Source organism: Brevundimonas sp., from assembly GCF_031412435.1.
In the GTDB taxonomy this organism is placed as follows: Bacteria; Pseudomonadota; Alphaproteobacteria; order Caulobacterales; family Caulobacteraceae; genus Brevundimonas.
Window position 1 is genome coordinate 1 of sequence record NZ_JANODA010000018.1, and the last position, 16579, is coordinate 16579.

Genomic DNA, 16579 nt, shown 5'->3' on the forward strand with positions numbered 1-16579 from the left:
CCAGGTCGAAGGCCGCGAGGAGGGCGCGGGCGGAGGCAGGGAGGCGCGCCCAGCCACGGGCGCTCTCCTCGGTCATGCGCGCCGAGACCAGGGCCATGCGCGCCCCGCGCTCGTTGGCGCCCAGCACCAGGTTCGGCCAGATCTCGCTTTCGGCGAAGATCGCCAGGTCCGGCCGCCAGTGGTCGAGGAAGCCACGCACGGCCCCCGGCGCGTCCACCGGCGCGAACTGGTGGATCACGCCGTCCGGCAGGCGGGCGGCGAGCAGCTCCGCCGAAGTGACCGTGCCGGACGTGACCAGGACCCCGAGATCGGGCCGCCGCGAGCGCAGGGCCGAGACCAGCGGCAGCAGCGAGGTCGTCTCGCCGACGCTGACGCCGTGCAGCCAGATCAGATCGCTGTCCGGGCGGGCGACGCCTGCGACGCCGAGGCGTTCATCGACGCGGACTGGATCCTCCTTGCCCTGTTTGACGCGGGCGTCCAGCAGACGCGGAGTCAGGGGCTCGATCGCGCGCGTGATCAGACGGTAGGCGAGGAGGGGGAGGGTCACAGGCGTTCCAGCCCGGTGATCGCATCGGCGCGCGCTTCCACGGCGGTGAGCCTGTCCGCCCAGAGGTCAGCGACCTCTGCCAGTTCCGGGCCCTCGGGATAGCGAACCAGGTCATACACCACCGCACCGCGGCCGAAGGGCAGGGGCAGGATGGCCCTGTCCCAGCTGTTGAGGCGGATGGCCGGATTGCAGCTCATGCCGATGATCAGGACCGGGGCGTCGGACATCCGGGCCATCAGCGGCAGGCCTTCGCCCATGACGCGCGCCGGCCCACGCGGGCCGTCAGGGGTGATGGCCAGACCGCCGATCTTCAGCTGTTTGAGACCGTCCCTGAGCGCCCGCGATCCGCCCTTGGCGGCGTCGGCCTTGTCCTTGTTGGCCGAGGAACCCCGCACGGCGGGGAAGCCGATAAGGGCCAGGGCGCGGGCGATGAATTGACCATCGGTGCTGAGCGAAACCAATGCCTTGGTCGGCTGACCTCGTTTCAGATCCCAACACGCTGGGCACAGGGCGATGCGAGAATGCCAGAAGGTGCAGATGACCCCGCCTCCATCGTCCCACACCTGTTCGACGTGTTCGCGCCCTTCGTAGGTCCAGCGGCTGGTGGCCACGCAGAACTGCATCCAGCCTGCGAGCACATGCGACAGGACGGTCTGAACCAGCGGATTGCGGAGCGGCCGCACGTCAGGCGACCGTGGCGACGGCGGGCGTTCCGTCCAGCGACTGCTGCTTCGCCAGCCGGCTGTAGAGTCCGCCCTTGCGGACCAGCTGCGCGTGACTGCCGCTCTCGACGATGCATCCGGCCTCCAGCACCACGATGCGCGTCGCATGCCGGACGGTGGACAACCTGTGGGCGATCATCAACGTTGATCGCCCGGCCATCAAACGCTCCAGCGCGGCCTGAACCATGGCTTCGCTCTCGGTATCGAGGGCCGAGGTGGCCTCGTCGAGCAGCAGGATGGGCGCGTCCTTCAGGAAGGCTCGGGCGATGGCGATGCGCTGACGCTGGCCGCCCGACAGACGCATGCCGCCCTCGCCGGCGCGGGTCTGATAGCCTTCGGGCAGGGCGGTGATGAAGTCGTGGGCGGCGGCCGACCGGGCGGCCTCGGCGATCTGCTCCGGAGTGGCGCCCGGGCGGGCGTAGGCGATGTTGGCGGCGATCGTGTCGTCGAACAGGAACGGCTCCTGGGTCACCAGGGCGATGCGGGCGCGCAGGTCCGACAGGCTGAGCTCGCGCAGGTCGACGCCGTTGATGGTCACCTTGCCCGAGGTCACGTCATAGAAGCGCGGCAGGAGGCTGAGCAGGGTCGACTTGCCGCCGCCTGACGGGCCGACGAGGGCCACAGTCTCTCCGGGCGCAACGGTCAGGGAGACGTCCGAGATGGTGGGGGCCGCTGCGCCATAGGCGAACGACACGTTATCGAAAACGATCGTGGCCGGGCCGGCCCGGAGGGCCTGTGGCGCGGCCGTCTCGCGGATCTCCGGTGCGATATCGAGCGCGCCGAACAGGCGGCGGGCGGCGGTCAGGCCCTCGGCCATCGTCGTCTGCAGATTGGTGACCTGACGCAGCGACTGGCCCGCCGACATCAGCAGGGCGACATAGGCGGTGAAGGCGCCGATGGTCATCTGGTCGTTGCGCGCCTGCCAGCCGGCATAGGCCATGACGGCCGCGACGATCAGCATGGCGACGAGATTGGAGAAGGGCCCGGCGAAGGCTCTGGAGTCGGCGGACTTGATGACGTGACGCTGGCGGCGGCCAATGACCTCGGCGACGCGCGCCTGCTCGGCCGCCTCGCGGTTCTCGATCTTGATCAGGCGGACGCCGTCGAGGTTTTCCATCAGGGCGGTGGAGAGGTTTTCGGTCTCGACCATAGCCCCGGTCGTGGCCTTTCTCATCCGTTTGCCGAAACGGCGGATGACGAAGGCGATGATCGGCGCGCCGAGCAGGACGATCATGGTCAGCCGCCAGTCCGACCACGCCATGTAGAGGATGACCGCGATCAGGGTCAGGCCATGCTGGGTGTAGCCGACGAGGCCGTTAGTGAAGGCCTCGCGCACGAGGTTGGCGTCGAACAGGACGCTGGAGACAAAGGCGCCGGAATGCTGGCTGCGCAGGCGGGCGAGGTCGGCGCGGATCATGGCGCCGAACAGCCGCACCTGGATGTCGCCGACGATGCCGTGGCCGATCCGGTTGACCAGGGCAGCCTGTCCCAGCGCCGCGATAGTCCAGATCAGGCCGACGCCGACGATGACGGCGGGAATGGTGACCAGAGCCTGCTCCGGTGGAACGAGGAACAGGCCCGTGAGCTTGACGGGCTTGCCGAGGAACATGCCGTCGACGGCCGCCTGGAGCAGTTGCAGTATGGTGGCGTTGCTGATGCCGGCGACAGCCGCGCACACCAGCGACACGATAAGGGCCGCCTTCCTGTGGGACAGGTAGTCGCGCCAGATGCGGCCGACCAAGGGGCGCGAGGCTGCGTCCTCCTGCGAGGCTGGCGGGGCGGGCGAAGTCATCCGCCCGAGGTCGGACGCTCCGCCCCGCAAGTCAAGGGATCACTCGGCCAACCTTCACTCGGAGGGGGGCGGGATGTCGGCGTCGGTGATCACCACGGATCCCTCGGCCCCGACCAGCGGCTCGTCGGACGGGAAGCGGGGATAGGTCGTGCCGTCGAACGAGACCCTGGCCTCATAGGCGGGCGGTCCGCCGCCGCCCGAGACGGTCACGCCGATGTCGGGAAGCCCGTTGGTCGAGGTGGTCAGAAGCCGCACGGGATTGCTGACGCGCGAGACATTGCCGACCTGTTCCCAGCCGGCCGGGCCGGGCCGGAGGATCAGCAGGTTGCAGCCGCCAGACCCGCACCAGTTCATACCCACCAGATAGACGAGGGCGATGCGGCCCGGGCCTTCGCCGACGATGCGGACGACGCTGCGGGTGTTTTCGGCGTCATCGCCGAGGACTGTCGCAATGGCGGTTCCGAGGGCCGGATCGCTGGTCTGGGCGGCCGGGACCGCCGGCGCCGCAGGAGCGACAGAAGCCGCGACCTCGGCCGGGGCTGAGGCCGGCTCCTCGGCCGCGGAACAGGCCGCCATGGCGAGGGGAGCGAGGACCAGGGCGAGAGGGATCAGGCGCATCAGGAGACTCCACAATGACACAGCATCGGTCGCTGCGATCCTGCACGGGATGACGGCGGCTGGCGACCCCACTATGTCTGACGTGATGGCGCGATTTGATGTGAGCACGGAGGCCGGTCGCAAGGCGGCGGAACGGGACTTCTTCTGGAAAGACCACGCCTTCCTGCGTCTGGCGTTCTCGAACGCCCACTGGCTGGGCCCGGATCTCGTGCGGACCAACCAGCCGTCGCCGCGTCAGCTCGACGGCTGGGCGAAGCGGGGCATCAAGACCGTCATCAACCTGCGCGGCGAGCGGGACGAGGGCTATTACTGGCTGGAAAAGGCGGCGTGCGAGCGACTGGGCCTGACGTTGATCGACGCCCCGCTCGATTCGCGCGATCCGCCGGGCAAGGACCGGGTGCGCCGCGCGCGGGACCTGTTCCAGTCGATCGAATATCCTGTGCTGATCCACTGCAAGTCGGGGGCGGACCGGGCCGGGCTGATGGCGGTCTTCTACCGCCACTTCCATCTCGGCGAGCCGATCTCGAAGGCGATGAGCGAGTTGTCGAAGAAATACCTGCACAGCCGCGAGGGGCTCACGGGGGTCCTCGACCACTTCCTCGAGACCTATGTCAACGAGGTTGAGCCGACAGGAGTTGGGTTCATGCAGTGGGTCGAGTCGGACGCCTACGATCCGCAAGCGATGCGCAAGGAGTTTCGCGCCAACTGGTGGGGGACCCTGCTGACCGAGAAGCTGCTGAAGCGGGAGTAGGCTTCAGCCCCAGGGACCGGTCGGGTCGCGTTTCTGTTCCGGGGTGACGCCGGTCTCGGCCTCGAGGCGCGCCTTGCGATCGGCCTCCCATTGCCGGAACCATTTCGCATAGCCGCGCTCGCGACCCAGAACGATCAGCCACAGGGCGAGCGTGGCCAGCAGGCCGACGAGACCTGCGATCTGGGCGCCGTCGAGGGTTGTGCCGAACAGGTTCACGATGGGCGCTCCACAGGAATGGCGTCGGTCGGGATCGGATCGATGCTCACCGCTGGCGTCAGCACCGGGGCATTGGCGAAGGGATCGGCCTCGACCGGGGCGGTGTTGGCCGGGGTGACCGGGTCGTTCCAGGCGGTGTCCTGGTCGACGACAACGTCCTGTCGGGTCTCGGTACGACGGGTGGCGAAGGCGACGATACCGACACCCAGCGCCAGCAGGCCCAGAACGATCAGGGTCGGGATCATGTGAGCGCTCCTCAGTTGACGACAGACTAGACTGATAGAGCGCCTGCGTCGCGGCCGGGGTTCCGCGTGCGACGATCAGGCCTCGCCGCGCGGATCGATCATGCGGTGGGCGTGAAGGATGAAGAAGCGCATGTGGGCGTTGTCGACGGTGGCCTGGGCGCGAGCCTTCCAGGCGGCCTTGGCCTCGGCATAGTTGGGGAAGGCGCCGACGAACTCGACCTTGGACAGGTCGCGGAAGACCGGGGCGTCGAGATGGCGCAGCTCACCGCCGATCACGAGGTGAAGCAACTGGGGATCGGAGGCGTTCGGGGCGTCGGTCATGGAGCGGGTCCGCAGATGGGGGATCAGGTCGCCAGCGGGATAGGCGCTGTACGCCTCAGGATCAACGGGTGCAGCGCGGGGGCCGAGCAGACGAGGCTGGCCTGACGCGGGTCCGGGCGGTTGAACAGCCAGGGATGGCCATGGTGATCGGAAACCTTCGCCCCGGCCTCGCCGGCGATCAGGGCCCCGGCGCAGACGTCCCAATCCCACTTCGGCATCAGGGCTATGGCCGCATCGAAGGCCCCCGAAGCGACGAGGGCCATGCGATAGGCGAGGGCGTTGCGCTTCTCGTAGCGCATCGACGGCCAAGGCTCTGGCCAGTGCGGTCCCTCCATCAGCCGGGCGTCGGCCAGGACGGCGGCGTCGTCGAGCGTATCGACGTCGGAGGCCGTGATGCGACGGCCATTCAGCCGGGCGCCGCCGCCCGGCGTCGCCTCATAGGTCTCTCCGGTGGCCGGGACGTGGATGACGGCGGCGACGGGCCTGCCGTCCTCGACCACGGCGATGGGCACGCACCACCACGGCTGGTTCTTCAGGAAGGCGACGGTGCCGTCGATGGGATCGACGACGAACAGGCGACGGCGCGACAGGCGGTCGGTCGTGTCGACCGTCTCCTCGGACAGCCAGCCGTAGTCCGGGCGCGCGGCCAGAAGCCGGTCTTTCAGCATGTTGTCGACAGCGATGTCGGCATTGGTGACGGGCGAACCGCCGTCCTTGTGGGTGATCTTCAGGCCGCGATCCCGCTCGGCCTCGGCCAGCGCGCCGCCCGCCAGGGCCGCGTCCCTGATCAGGGCGAGGTCGGCGGCGAGGTCGATCATTTGCCGGCGATGGCCACGCCATCGAACAGCAGTGACGGGCTGTTGAACCCGCCCCGGAATTCCAGGTCCGAGCCAGGCACGAGGCGCATCCACAGGTCGGCGAGGTTCCCGGCGACAGTGATCTCGCTGACCGGATACGCCCGCTCGCCGTTCTCGAACCAGTAGCCGGAGACCCCGGCGGACCAGTCGCCGGTGTTGGCGTTCAGCGAGGGGCCGAACATGGAGGTGATCACCAGGCCGGTCCCCGCCTGGGCCATCAGGCCGTTCAGGTCGGCCTCGCCGGGTGTCAGGTGCAGGTTATGGGTCGAGACGCTGGAGGGCCCGACGAGCCCGCGCGAGGCGTGGCCGGTCGTTTTCAGCCCCAGCTGGGCGGCGGCCGACAAGTTGAGCAACCAGGTGGTCAGGACGCCGTCATCGACCAGATTGCGGCGCTCGACCGGCGAGCCTTCATCGTCGAACGGGGTGGAGGCCATGCCCCGGACACGAAACGGATCGTCGATCAGGCAGAGGCCCTTGGGCAGGACCTGCTGGCCCATCCTGTTCTTCAAGAAGGACTGGCCGCGCGCGATCGACGGGCCGGCGATGGCCCCAAGCAGCGGCGACAGGACCTGGGCCGCGACGCGGCGCTCGAAGATCACCGGGGCCGTGGTCGAGGCGATCTTGCGGGGGCCGAGCTTCTCTACGGCGCGACGGCCGGCCTCGGCGCCGATGCTGTCGGGGCCGGGCAGGTCGGCGAGCCAGCGGGTCGAACGGCTCTCGCCGCCACGCTCCATGGCGCCGTCCTTTTCAGCGATGACGCCGACGCCGAGCGAGAAGCCAGTGGAGGTATAGGCGCCGTCGAACCCTTCGGAAGTAACCAGACGCCACCGGCTGGAGGCCGTGCTGGCGTGGCCGCCTTCGGACCTGGCGACGCCGGGCACGGCGAGGGCGTGGCCTTCCGCCTCGCGGGCGACCTCTTCCAGCTCTGCGGCGCTGCGCTCGGCCGTGTCGGACAGCTGCAGGTCGGGGAAGGGGCCGCGCGCCAGCTCGCCGGCGGGGACCAGCGCGGCGTAGGGATCTTCGGGGGCCAGCCGGGCCATGGCGACGGCGCGTTCGATCAACCGCTCCCGAGTGGCGGCCGAGAGGTCCGAGGCGGACACGGTGGCCTGACGCCGTCCTATGAAGACCCGCAGGCCGAGGTCACGGCTCTCCTCGCGCTCGACGTCTTCCAGGGCGCCGTTGCGGACGCCGACGGACAGGGAGGCGCGTTCGGCGGTGGCGGTCTCTGCGGCGTCGGCTCCGGCCCGGAGGGCGGCGGCGACAATATCGTTCAGAAGGTCGGAAGCGGGGAGGCTGTCAGGCATGGCCCGATATGGCGGACCCGGACCTCCCCCGCAACGCCCCTAACCGTGCGGGGTGCCGACGAAGGCGTGGACGATCAACATGGCCGCGGCCGCGGCCAGGGGCGTCCAGGTCAGGACCATGCCGAAGACCCGTCCGGCGGTGACCTTCTTGTTGCTAAGACCGAAGCCGTGAATCAGGCGGCCGAGAAACAGCAGGCCGCCGAGGACGTGCAGGACATAGGCCGGCATCCCCAGCAGGCTCAGGACGGCCAGGGCGCCGATCGCGATGGGCGTATATTCGGCGGCGTTGCCGAAGACGCGGCTGGCCAGCAGGACCGTCGGATTGGAGCCGTCGCCGAGCAGGACCTTGTTGCTGCGCCGGGCCAGGGCGACCTGTATGCCCAGATACACGAGCCACAGGATCATCAGGCCGCTCCAGAGAGCCGTCGCCTGTGCGGAAGTCATCTCGGTGAGCATGTTCATTTCTAGTCCTCCCGTCCGACCGGATAGAGTCGGTAGCGGTCATCATAGAACGGGGTTCGCTCGTAGAACCATGCCAGTCGCGCGTCGCCGTCGGCTGCGAAAGCCGGCTCTGCGGCCAGTTTCGCCTCGAACTCGGCCTTTAGGGTGGGGTCCGCGGCCATCATGGCCTCGGCCAGGGGCGCGATGGCGTAGCCCTCGATATACTCGACCCGGCTGAGGACCTCGGAGAACAGGCCCCAGGCGAAGAAACTCTCCGACGATTGCGGCTCCAGCAGGAGGACGGCGATGTCGCCGAGCGGTTGGTCCGTCGGCACGCGCACCGAGCCCAGAGCGTAAGTCCAGTCGCGACGCTCGGGCGTGACCTCGGTGACGCTCGCCTGGACATGACCCTCATTGGGCCGGGACGCGAGGGTCGGGTTGCCGAGACGGAGCATCTCGACCGAAACAGTGCGGGGCTGGTCGAGCGTCTCCATCGTCAGGCCGTGGATACGCAGGCGCTCGATCAGGTCGGTGCGATAGCCGGGGACCCAGTAGGCCGTCGGGCGCCGCAGACGGAGGCCAGCGCGCGAACCGTAATAGGGAAGCTGCCACAGTTCGGGATCGGGGCGACCCAGCCAGCGGATCTCTCGACGACCCGAAGCGGGGCTGTCATACGCTTCGTAAAGCACGCCCTTGAAGGCGCGGGTCTGGTGCGGAACCGGATCGGACCCGAAGTTGGCGAGCACCTCGGCAGGGCGCAGGGCGCGGTCGGCGGCGATGGCGGCGCGGAGAGGGGCTGCATTTTCGGCCAGGATCCGCAGCGACGCCTCAAGGAAGACGTAGGTCCCCAACACCCGCTGCTCGTAAGGCTTCAGGCTGTGGTTCTCGATCAGGATGGTCGGCACGTGGGCGGCGTCGCCCCAGCCGTTGGAGAAGCGTTCGCCGAGGCCGCCGTCGTTCAGCCCGGCGCGCGGATTCTGGTCGTCGATGCCGAACACGAGCGGGCCGGGAATGTGGCCCTCGGCTTCCAGCGCCTGGTTCATCGCAGGCTTGAAGACTGTATCGAGCCAGCGCGCGCTGGACGGCGAGCGGCTGAAGGCGTCGAACTCGCCATTGAAGCCGAAGGTTACGTCGTACTGGTAGTCCATCCCGTCGGTGACGTGGATGTCGAGGTAGAGGTCCGGTTTCAGGCCGTTGATGAAGGTGCGCAGGGCGCGCATCTCCGGCTGGTCCAGCTTCAGGAAGTCGCGGTTCAGATTCTGGTTGGTGCCGGTGTTGCGCCAGCCCTGGATGCGGGGGCCGCGCTGGTTCGGACGGCTGTAGGCTGAGGCGCGTTCGTGGCCGTCGACCGACAGAATGGGGATCAGGACCAGATTGGCGTGGTCCAGCAGGTCTCCCTTGTCGCCGAACGCCACGTCCCGCAGCAGCATCATGCCGGCGTCCTTGCCGTCGATCTCGCCGGGGTGGATGCCGGCCTGGGCCAGGAGGACGGGCTTCGTCGGATCCAGCGCCGCGCCGTCCTTCGACGCGATCACGGCGTAGATCGGACGACCTTCGGGAGAGACGCCGAACGGTTCGATGCGGATCAGGTCTGACGCCGCGTCCAGCCGGTCGAACCACGCCCGGGTGGCGGCGTAATCTGGGCTGAAGTCATGCGCCGGATCGCGCTCGAAATCGGTGATCCAGGGGTTGGACGCGTCGGCGAGCAGGGCGCGGCTGGCGCCGTTCCACTCCAGCGCCGGCGGCAGGAAAGGCTGATCCCAGGGGGCGGTGTTGGGGACGGCCCGTACTTCAGAATTTTGGGACATGGCGGGACTCGACGCGAGGACCGTGAGGACGGTCAGGATGAGGGCGGTGCGCATAGGCCGTTCATCCGCTCTGGGCCCGCCGCTGGCAAGCCGTCATCCGGTCGGTAGCGACCATCCGCCCGCCGCGAACAGCACGGCCGCCGACCGCGCGACATTGAAGATGCTGTAGGCGATCAGCACGATCAGGGCGCCGACAGCGACCCGCCGCCACGGCGCGAAGGCTGCGACCGCCGTACCCAGGCTGAACACTGCGAACCCGATCCATAGTCGTGGTGACGACAGGCTGGCGAATCCTGCGTCCGCCAGCATCAGGCCGATGAAGATCGATACGACGATCAGGTTGGCGGCGAGAATGCAGGTGAAGATCAGCCGCCGGTGGGCCCAGAAATGGTCGTCGAGGTCGATCTTCTGTTCCACGCCTTCCGCTGTCACGCGCGGGAAGGTGACGCTGGCGGCGACATAGAAGGTGGCGGCGACCACAAGGCCGACGAACAGCAGGGCGAGGTTGAACGGCGCGCCTCGGAAGATGGTCCAGGCCTGGCTCCAGAAGGTCGCCACGTCCATGGCCACGAACAGGGCCAGGAGCGGCGTGAGCCAGCCGAACCGCACCCTCTGGCGCTCGTGGAGCACGCGCGAGAAGCCGCCGACCAGCTCGGCGACCGAGAGACCGAGCAAGAGGCCATAGAAGCTGAAGAAGAACTCGAACGCGCTCACCGGGTCCCTCGACCTTTGCTCGAGCAGAGGCTGGCGAAGGCGCCGGGGGCGGTCACCCCGGTTCGACGATCAGCCGCGACGGTTGCGCTTGCGCGTCAGCCGGTCGACGGTGCCCTGTTCGTCCTCGAGCCGCTCGCGCAGATCTTCCAGGCTGGCGATCTGTTCCGGGGTCGGCGCGGCCACTTCCTCAAGCGTTTCGATCTGGGCCTGCAGTTCGAAGACGGCTTCCTCGGCCGCGAACAGACGGTCTTCCTCGCGGGGGGTCAGGGCCGCGCGGGGGGCCTCGCGCAGGCGGCGGGTGTCGCCCCCACGGCCGGCCAGAACCTGAGCCTCGGCCGTCGCGGGAAAGGAAGCGGCCACTGGCGCGGCGAGGACGATGGCGAGGGCGACGACGGCGAACTTCATGACGCTGCTCCAGAAGAGAAGTCCGGACGCTATCCGCAAGATTACGGCCCTGTCATGCGAAAATCGCAATCCAGACACATTTTGTGTGCGGCGCAGCAATCAGGTCGTCCCTGCGGCCGGGGCGGGTGTGCTGGCGAAGTTCGATAGGCGGCGTGGCTCATTGGGCCGCCCTCGTGAAGTCCATGATCCAGTTGGCTTCCCAGGTCGCGCCCTCGTCGTAGGAAAAGGCTTGGGTCCAGCGCGCGGTCCGGGGCTCGATGTCGGACCAGATGTAGCGGGCCAGGATCGGGCGGTCGCCGTCCAAGTCGGGACCTTCCAGCACGCAGCCGCCGTCCCGGAATCGCCCGCTTACCGGCGGTTGAAGCTGGCCATTGAGGCTGCTGATCCACCAGATCGACCAGACGCCGCGCTCCAGATCGAAGCTGCGCAACGACATGCCGGTCCAGCCGCGCTCGGGGCAGGCGATCTGTTCGACATTGGCGAGACCATCGAGGCGCGGCTCGCAGAATGCGGTGGAGGCGAAGACGTCCCAGTCCGCGGCGCTGACGCCCCGTGTCTTCAGCCGCCGGTTGGCGATGGTCCAGTGACCGTGGATGAAATCGAAGTCGTGAACCTCGGGCGGATAGGCGACGGTCATTGAAAGGCTCCTGCGGCGATGGCACAGGGATAGGCGGGGTAACCTGTCACTGGATGTCAGGATTTATTCGCTAGGCTCAAAAAATGCGCCAGAGCCGGTTGTTGTCCATCCTGCTGATCCTCCAGACCCGGGGGCGAACCACGGCGAGCGCCCTGGCCGCCGAATTCGAGGTCTCGGTGCGGACCATCTATCGCGACATAGACCAGCTCAGCGCCGCCGGCGCGCCCGTCTATGCCGACCGGGGGCGCGAGGGCGGGTTCCAGTTGCTGGACGGCTATCGCACCCGGTTGACGGGCCTGACTGATGCGGAGGCCGAGACGCTGTTCATGGGCGGACTGGCGGGCCCTGCGGCGGCCATGGGTCTCTCCGAGGCCCTGATGACGATGCAGCTGAAGCTGCTGGCTGCCTTGCCGCCCGAGCGTCAGGCGGCGGCCGAACGGATGGCCGCCCGGTTCCACCTCGATCCGTCAGGCTGGTACCAGGGCGAGACAGGCGGCGAACGCCTGCCGGAACTGGCCCAGGCTGTCTGGGGTCGGCGCCGAATCGCCGTGCGCTACGAGCGCTGGAGCGGACCGGTCGAGCGGACGCTGGAGCCGCTGGGCCTGATCCTGAAGGGCGGCGTCTGGTATCTGGCCGCGCTGCCGGCGGGCGAGGCGAAAGCAGCGCCCCGGACCTATCGCGTGTCGAACATCCTGACGCTGGACGTCGGCGATGAAGGTTTCGACCGGCCGGAGGGTTTCGATCTCGCAAGCTGGTGGGCGGCGACCTCGGCGCGGTTCGAGGCCGAACTGTTCACCGGCGAGGCGCAGCTGAGGCTGACGGCCGAGGGGCTGCGGCGGCTGCGACGGCTGGGCGCGGCCTATGCGGCGATCGTGGCGGCGACCGAGACGCCAGCCGCAGACGCATGGGTCGAGGTGACCATCCCGATCGAATCCATCGCCCACGCCGCCGTCGACTTCCTGCGACTGGGAGCCGAGGCCGAGGTGCTGGCTCCGTCTGAGCTGAGGTCGGCGATGCGCGGCACTATCCAACAGTTGGCGGCGCTCTATCCGGATTGACGGCTCACGAGGGGCTCCAGAGGGCGACGCGCCAAAGGGTGTGCGCCGCCAGCAGGGCAAGACCGATCTGGTGGGCTCGCAGGTTCCGCCAGAAGAACAGCACGATGAGGACCGCCCACTGGGGACCCAGGCTCGTCGTGAGGTCAAACAGGTCGGGCCGGTCGCCGTAGGAGAGATTCATCAGCAACGCCGTCAGCCGACTGACCATCACCGCGCCGATCAGCGAGCGGCAATGGGAGATGTAGTGCGCATCAAGCCGGCCCCCGCTCGCATCCCGCGGGAACATGGCCACGCTGATGAAGACGTAGGGCAGGGCGACGCCGAGGGCGGCGAACAGCTCGACCTGGTTGATGACCTGCGTTTCTGCCCCGCTCCAGGCGGCCAGCCAGACTCCGACGGCGCTGAACAGGATCAGCGCGCTGAGCAGGGGCACGCACCATCCGATCCGCAGATCGTGCCGGTCGCGCCACATGGCCCCGAACCCGCCGGCGGCGTTGGCTACGGCCAGACCCATGATCAGGCCGTAGAAGGTGAAGAAAAACTCGAACGCGTTCATCCGCCCCCCGGCGATCGGTGAGCGGCCAACCTATTTCCAGATCGGCGTTCCGTCACCCGGCAATCCGAGCGTGTCCCACATCGCTGACACCCGCTCGACGACCCCGGCGTCCATGCGGATTTCCTCGCCCCATTCGCGCTTCGTCTCGGGCGGCCATTTGTCGGTGGCGTCGAGGCCGATCTTGGAGCCCAGGCCGCTCTCCGGCGAGGCGAAGTCCAGATAGTCGATCGGGGTGTTCTCGATCAGGGTGATGTCACGGGCCGGGTCCATCTTGGTGGCCATGGCCCACATGACCTGTTTCCAGTCGCGGGCGTCGATGTCGTCATCCACGACGATGACCCATTTGGTGTACATGAACTGGCGCAGATAGCTCCACACGCCCAGCATCACCCGCTTGGCGTGGCCGGGATAGGCCTTCTTCATCGACACCACGGCGATGCGGTAGCTGCACCCCTCCGGCGGCAGCCAGAAGTCGGTGATCTCCGGGAACTGGGCCCGCAACAGCGGAATGAAGACCTCGTTCAGCGCCTCGCCCAGCACCGACGGTTCGTCCGGCGGGCGGCCGGTGAAGGTGGTCAGATAGACGGGGTCACGGCGCATGGTGATGGCGCTGACCTGAAACACCGGGAAGGTCTCGACCGAGTTGTAATAGCCGGTGTGGTCGCCGTAGGGGCCCTCGGGCGCGTGCTCGTCCAGCAGGACGTGGCCTTCGAGGACGATCTCGGCCTGGGCCGGGACCATCAGGGGCACGGTCTTGCAGGCGACCAGCTCGGCCTTCGCTCCGCGCATCAGGCCGGCGAATTGGTATTCGCTGAGGGTGTCGGGGACGGGCGTGACGGCGGCGAGGATGGTGCCGGGGTCGGCCCCCAGGACGACGGCGCAGGGCAGGGGCCCGGTCTTCTTCTTTTTGTGGCGGGCATAGTGCTGGGCCCCGCCGCGGTGGGCCAGCCAGCGCATGATGGCGCGGTCCTTGCCCAGCACCTGCATGCGGTAGATGCCGAGGTTGAAGTCGTCCTCGCGATCGTCGGACGGGCCCTTTGTGACCACGAGGCCCCAGGTGATCAGGGGCGCGGGCTCGCCGGGCCAGCAGGTCTGGATCGGCAGTTTGCCGAGGTCGATCTGGTCGCCCTTGAGCACGACCTCCTGGACCGGTGCGGACTTGACCACCTTCGGCCGCATGGCGAGCACCGACTGGGCCAGCGGCAGCATGTCCATGGCGTCGGACAGGCCGCGCGGCGGGGTGGGGTTCTTGAGGAAGGCCAGCAGCTCGCCGACCTCGCGCAGCTCGGCGGCGGTGGTGCGCGACTTTTTATCGAGGGTCACGCCCATGGCGACGCGTTTGACCGTGCCGAACAGGTTGGCGAGGGCCGGGATCGGGCTGATCGAGCCGTCGGGCATGACGGGCTTTTCGAACAGGACGGCCGGGCCGCCGTTCCTCAGCAGCCGGGTCTGTATCTCGGTCATCTCCAGCACGGTGGAGACGGGCTCCGACACGCGCACCAGTTCGCCCGAGGCCTCCAGTTGGGCCATGAAGTCGCGCAGGGATTTGTAGGCCATCGGTCGCTCCGGTCTGGGCGACGCCTAGAGCAGATTCCGCTGGTTGAACATCACCGGCCGGTCGATACGAGCGACAGGGTTTTGGGCTCCGTGCCCTTGTGTTCGCGCTTCATGGCGGCGGTCGGGCGATAGGGAACGTCAGCGGCGCCGTGGACCCCGACCTGGGTGATGGTCGCGCAGGCCGAAACGGCCGCGTCGTAGACCTCGGCTTCCGTGCTCTTCCGCTCCGCATAGGCCACGAGCAGCCCGCAGAGTTCGAACACCGGCTCCATCAGGTCCTTCCACTGGGGCAGGTCCCGTCGCGCCTCGACCTCGGCGACGACGTGAGCGCCGAATCGATTCAGCCGCTTGGCCGGAAACTCGTTGGGGCTCAGCGATGACGAGGGCGCGTCGCCGGGATTCGCCCCACGCGCGACATCAATGGCGCGTTGTGCATTGCGCCACCGAGGGTCCGGATCGGACGCCTTGCGGTCGTGCTGTTCGACCAGGGCTTCCAGCGTCTCCAGCAAAAGCGGGGCGGCGCGGGTGAGCGCGCTGTCGACCGGAGGTGGTGTTCCCATCGCGGCGCGCCAGAGGCTTTCCTTGTCAGGGAAGTGGGCGAATACGAGGCCCGTGCTTCGACCCATGGACTCTGCAATGCTTCTTATGGTTGTCGATTCATAGGGAACCGATTCGAACAACGCACGTGCCGCCGCCACCAGTTGCTCACGCGATTTTAGTTTAGCCTGCGAGCGCTGCACCGCACAAATCTTTCATATCGATGGTATTCGCAATCCAGACTGCTCAAATCGCGATCTGGATATTCAGGATCAATTGCACCAGAATAAAAGGCAGTGCACGGAAAAGCCACCGTTGCTGAACCGAGAACTTTTGAGTGAGCGATTCAAAGTTGAACAACCAATGGTTTGGAAGGCCGCGGCTGTTCGGATTGCTGCTCGCCATCGGATTTTCGGCGCTCGTCTGGTGCCTGGTCTACCTGGCCGTCAGCGGCCAGCGGGCAGTCCCGGAGGCGCCGGGCGCGTCAAGCCAGTATGGGGTCAAGCCTCAACCGCAGGACGCCGACGAACGGGCCCCAAGGCCGGCGCCCGACGCTATCAGGAGGGAATAAGAGAGCTGTCGCCCTTGCCAAAAGCGGCCAGGCCGCGATCCAGGGCCACGACGATCAGACCGAGCACCAGGAAGACGGCGAGCAGGGCCGCAAAGTTCATTGCCGTTCGACCCCAGCCGAGCTCGTCGATGTCGATGAACCAGTAGGGATACCAGTCGATCAGCTGGCCGTGGATCACGGTCCAGACGCCGTAGAGCAGAGGCCAGGCCAGCCACTTCCCCGGATCGATCCAGCGGAGCAGACCCTTGGGCACGAACAGCAGCCAGTCCAGCACGAAGGCGATCGGCATGACGGTGTGCAGGACCTGATTGACGTAGAACAGCAGTCCCTGCGGGTTCCAGGTCGCATCCAGCAGCGTGTGATAGATCAAGCCGACGACCGCGATATACATGGCCACGGCGGCGCGGACGCCTTCGCTGGCGGTCCAGCGGCCGAGACGGCTGTCGGGAAACAGGGCCGGGGCGGTCAGGGCCAGGACGACGAGCACATTGGTCAGCACCGTGAAATAGCTGAAGAAGATCACCGTCGAGCCGAAGACGGACCTCGTGCCCGCTTCGAGCGACAGGGCGTACTGGGCGATCAGGCCGAGCCAGCCGACAATGGCGAACAGGATGCGCCAGCCGCGCGCGGCGCCGTGCATCCTCCGGATCATCAGTAGACCGGGCTGTCGGAGACCAGCGCCCACACCGGCAGGCGCAGGCGGTTGGTGGCCGCGGCGATCTGGAGCGTGGTCAGGTGGGCGCGGCCGGCCTCGGCGCGGCGTTCTTCTTCCGGGGTGATCTTCAGTGCGGCGGCGACGTCGTCGACATCGACCCCGCGCTGTTCCCGCCGGCGCTTCAAGCGGGCGCCGATGGCCGCGTCCTGCGGATCGATGCTCGGGAAACCGAGAACTGAACCCATGCGAAACCTCCGTGCGCGGCTT

Annotated in this window: 21 protein-coding genes; 2 read left to right on the forward strand and 19 right to left on the reverse strand. The window is 67.8% G+C overall.

Features of this window, described 5'->3' with window-relative positions:
- The 4 genes from RMO01_RS03215 to RMO01_RS03230 all read right to left on the reverse strand — a co-directional run.
- Positions 1 to 547, reverse strand: a 547-nt coding sequence (locus RMO01_RS03215; protein WP_309627607.1) for a glycosyltransferase N-terminal domain-containing protein, incomplete at its 3' end; no start/stop codon positions are given.
- A complete protein-coding gene (locus tag RMO01_RS03220; protein WP_309627608.1) occupies positions 544 to 1230 on the reverse strand; it encodes a lysophospholipid acyltransferase family protein in 687 nt (228 codons plus the stop codon). The genes RMO01_RS03215 and RMO01_RS03220, both read right to left, overlap by 4 nt.
- A gap of 1 nt (position 1231) precedes the next feature.
- Entirely contained in the window at positions 1232 to 3061 is a 1830-nt protein-coding gene (locus RMO01_RS03225) for an ABC transporter ATP-binding protein (RefSeq protein ID WP_309627609.1), read from the reverse strand.
- A gap of 54 nt (positions 3062 to 3115) precedes the next feature.
- Positions 3116 to 3679 carry a hypothetical protein gene (locus RMO01_RS03230; protein ID WP_309627610.1) on the reverse strand — a complete coding sequence of 188 codons (564 nt, stop codon included), beginning with the start codon at positions 3677 to 3679 and terminating at the stop codon, positions 3116 to 3118.
- A gap of 85 nt (positions 3680 to 3764) precedes the next feature.
- On the opposite strand from RMO01_RS03230, the gene RMO01_RS03235 reads away from it, so the two are divergent.
- The gene (locus tag RMO01_RS03235; protein ID WP_309627666.1) at positions 3765 to 4430 is read left to right on the forward strand and encodes a fused DSP-PTPase phosphatase/NAD kinase-like protein; all 666 of its coding nucleotides are present in this window, start codon (positions 3765 to 3767) and stop codon (positions 4428 to 4430) included.
- 3 nt (positions 4431 to 4433) lie between these two features.
- On the opposite strand, the gene RMO01_RS03240 is transcribed toward RMO01_RS03235, so the two are convergent.
- The 10 genes from RMO01_RS03240 to RMO01_RS03285 form a co-directional block, all read right to left on the reverse strand.
- Entirely contained in the window at positions 4434 to 4646 is a 213-nt protein-coding gene (locus RMO01_RS03240) for a hypothetical protein (protein ID WP_309627611.1), read from the reverse strand.
- Positions 4643 to 4891 (reverse strand): hypothetical protein, encoded by a 249-nt coding sequence (locus tag RMO01_RS03245; protein WP_309627612.1) that lies wholly within the window; start codon positions 4889 to 4891, stop codon positions 4643 to 4645. The genes RMO01_RS03240 and RMO01_RS03245 overlap by 4 nt, the downstream gene beginning before the upstream one ends.
- 75 nt (positions 4892 to 4966) lie before the next feature.
- Entirely contained in the window at positions 4967 to 5212 is a 246-nt protein-coding gene (locus tag RMO01_RS03250) for a DUF4170 domain-containing protein (RefSeq protein ID WP_309627613.1), read from the reverse strand.
- 23 nt (positions 5213 to 5235) lie between these two features.
- Positions 5236 to 6030, reverse strand: coding sequence for a 3'(2'),5'-bisphosphate nucleotidase CysQ (locus tag RMO01_RS03255; RefSeq protein ID WP_309627614.1), 795 nt, complete (start codon positions 6028 to 6030; stop codon positions 5236 to 5238).
- Entirely contained in the window at positions 6027 to 7373 is a 1347-nt protein-coding gene (locus RMO01_RS03260) for a TldD/PmbA family protein (RefSeq protein WP_309627615.1), read from the reverse strand. The genes RMO01_RS03255 and RMO01_RS03260 overlap by 4 nt, the downstream gene beginning before the upstream one ends.
- Before the next feature lie 39 nt (positions 7374 to 7412).
- The gene (locus RMO01_RS03265) at positions 7413 to 7835 is read right to left on the reverse strand and encodes an MAPEG family protein (RefSeq protein ID WP_309627616.1); all 423 of its coding nucleotides are present in this window, start codon (positions 7833 to 7835) and stop codon (positions 7413 to 7415) included.
- 2 nt (positions 7836 to 7837) lie between these two features.
- Positions 7838 to 9676 (reverse strand): M14 family metallopeptidase, encoded by a 1839-nt coding sequence (locus tag RMO01_RS03270; RefSeq protein WP_409013037.1) that lies wholly within the window; start codon positions 9674 to 9676, stop codon positions 7838 to 7840.
- Positions 9677 to 9715: 39 nt separating this feature from the next.
- Complete coding sequence (locus RMO01_RS03275) at positions 9716 to 10336, reverse strand: hypothetical protein (protein WP_309627617.1); 621 nt, start codon at positions 10334 to 10336, stop codon at positions 9716 to 9718.
- Positions 10337 to 10405: 69 nt separating this feature from the next.
- Positions 10406 to 10741, reverse strand: a complete 336-nt coding sequence (locus RMO01_RS03280) for a hypothetical protein (protein WP_309627618.1) — start codon at positions 10739 to 10741, stop codon at positions 10406 to 10408.
- 157 nt (positions 10742 to 10898) lie between these two features.
- On the reverse strand, positions 10899 to 11378 hold the full coding sequence (locus tag RMO01_RS03285; protein ID WP_309627619.1) for a DUF1579 domain-containing protein: 480 nt from the start codon (positions 11376 to 11378) through the stop codon (positions 10899 to 10901).
- 101 nt (positions 11379 to 11479) lie between these two features.
- On the opposite strand from RMO01_RS03285, the gene RMO01_RS03290 reads away from it, so the two are divergent.
- The gene (locus RMO01_RS03290; RefSeq protein ID WP_309627620.1) at positions 11480 to 12436 is read left to right on the forward strand and encodes a WYL domain-containing protein; all 957 of its coding nucleotides are present in this window, start codon (positions 11480 to 11482) and stop codon (positions 12434 to 12436) included.
- A 4-nt stretch (positions 12437 to 12440) separates the two neighbouring features.
- Here the strand turns inward: RMO01_RS03290 and RMO01_RS03295 are convergent, their stop codons facing one another.
- From RMO01_RS03295 to RMO01_RS03315, 5 genes are all read right to left on the reverse strand, one after another.
- A complete protein-coding gene (locus RMO01_RS03295; RefSeq protein WP_309627621.1) occupies positions 12441 to 12992 on the reverse strand; it encodes a hypothetical protein in 552 nt (183 codons plus the stop codon).
- A 30-nt stretch (positions 12993 to 13022) separates the two neighbouring features.
- Positions 13023 to 14549: a UbiD family decarboxylase gene (locus RMO01_RS03300; RefSeq protein ID WP_309627622.1), complete on the reverse strand. Its 1527-nt coding sequence runs from the start codon at positions 14547 to 14549 to the stop codon at positions 13023 to 13025.
- 50 nt (positions 14550 to 14599) lie between these two features.
- Entirely contained in the window at positions 14600 to 15289 is a 690-nt protein-coding gene (locus RMO01_RS03305; protein ID WP_309627623.1) for a helix-turn-helix domain-containing protein, read from the reverse strand.
- Positions 15290 to 15643: 354 nt separating this feature from the next.
- The gene (locus tag RMO01_RS03310) at positions 15644 to 16297 is read right to left on the reverse strand and encodes a Pr6Pr family membrane protein (protein WP_309627624.1); all 654 of its coding nucleotides are present in this window, start codon (positions 16295 to 16297) and stop codon (positions 15644 to 15646) included.
- Between the two features lie 11 nt (positions 16298 to 16308).
- Positions 16309 to 16557 (reverse strand): helix-turn-helix domain-containing protein, encoded by a 249-nt coding sequence (locus RMO01_RS03315; protein ID WP_309627625.1) that lies wholly within the window; start codon positions 16555 to 16557, stop codon positions 16309 to 16311.
- Between the last annotated feature and the right edge of the window lie 22 nt (positions 16558 to 16579).

Bases quoted from the DNA above. Each gene is read 5' to 3' on its own strand.
- RMO01_RS03270 (WP_409013037.1), bottom strand. From the start codon at position 9,676: ATGCGCACCGCCCTCATCCTGACCGTCCTCACGGTCCTCGCGTCGAGT.
- RMO01_RS03235 (WP_309627666.1), top strand. From the start codon at position 3,765: ATGGCGCGATTTGATGTGAGCACGGAGGCCGGTCGCAAGGCGGCGGAA.
- RMO01_RS03315 (WP_309627625.1), bottom strand. From the start codon at position 16,557: ATGGGTTCAGTTCTCGGTTTCCCGAGCATCGATCCGCAGGACGCGGCC.
- RMO01_RS03250 (WP_309627613.1), bottom strand. From the start codon at position 5,212: ATGACCGACGCCCCGAACGCCTCCGATCCCCAGTTGCTTCACCTCGTG.
- RMO01_RS03285 (WP_309627619.1), bottom strand. From the start codon at position 11,378: ATGACCGTCGCCTATCCGCCCGAGGTTCACGACTTCGATTTCATCCAC.
- RMO01_RS03265 (WP_309627616.1), bottom strand. From the start codon at position 7,835: ATGAACATGCTCACCGAGATGACTTCCGCACAGGCGACGGCTCTCTGG.
- RMO01_RS03225 (WP_309627609.1), bottom strand. From the start codon at position 3,061: ATGACTTCGCCCGCCCCGCCAGCCTCGCAGGAGGACGCAGCCTCGCGC.
- RMO01_RS03300 (WP_309627622.1), bottom strand. From the start codon at position 14,549: ATGGCCTACAAATCCCTGCGCGACTTCATGGCCCAACTGGAGGCCTCG.
- RMO01_RS03310 (WP_309627624.1), bottom strand. From the start codon at position 16,297: ATGCACGGCGCCGCGCGCGGCTGGCGCATCCTGTTCGCCATTGTCGGC.
- RMO01_RS03260 (WP_309627615.1), bottom strand. From the start codon at position 7,373: ATGCCTGACAGCCTCCCCGCTTCCGACCTTCTGAACGATATTGTCGCC.
- RMO01_RS03245 (WP_309627612.1), bottom strand. From the start codon at position 4,891: ATGATCCCGACCCTGATCGTTCTGGGCCTGCTGGCGCTGGGTGTCGGT.
- RMO01_RS03295 (WP_309627621.1), bottom strand. From the start codon at position 12,992: ATGAACGCGTTCGAGTTTTTCTTCACCTTCTACGGCCTGATCATGGGT.
- RMO01_RS03255 (WP_309627614.1), bottom strand. From the start codon at position 6,030: ATGATCGACCTCGCCGCCGACCTCGCCCTGATCAGGGACGCGGCCCTG.
- RMO01_RS03230 (WP_309627610.1), bottom strand. From the start codon at position 3,679: ATGCGCCTGATCCCTCTCGCCCTGGTCCTCGCTCCCCTCGCCATGGCG.
- RMO01_RS03280 (WP_309627618.1), bottom strand. From the start codon at position 10,741: ATGAAGTTCGCCGTCGTCGCCCTCGCCATCGTCCTCGCCGCGCCAGTG.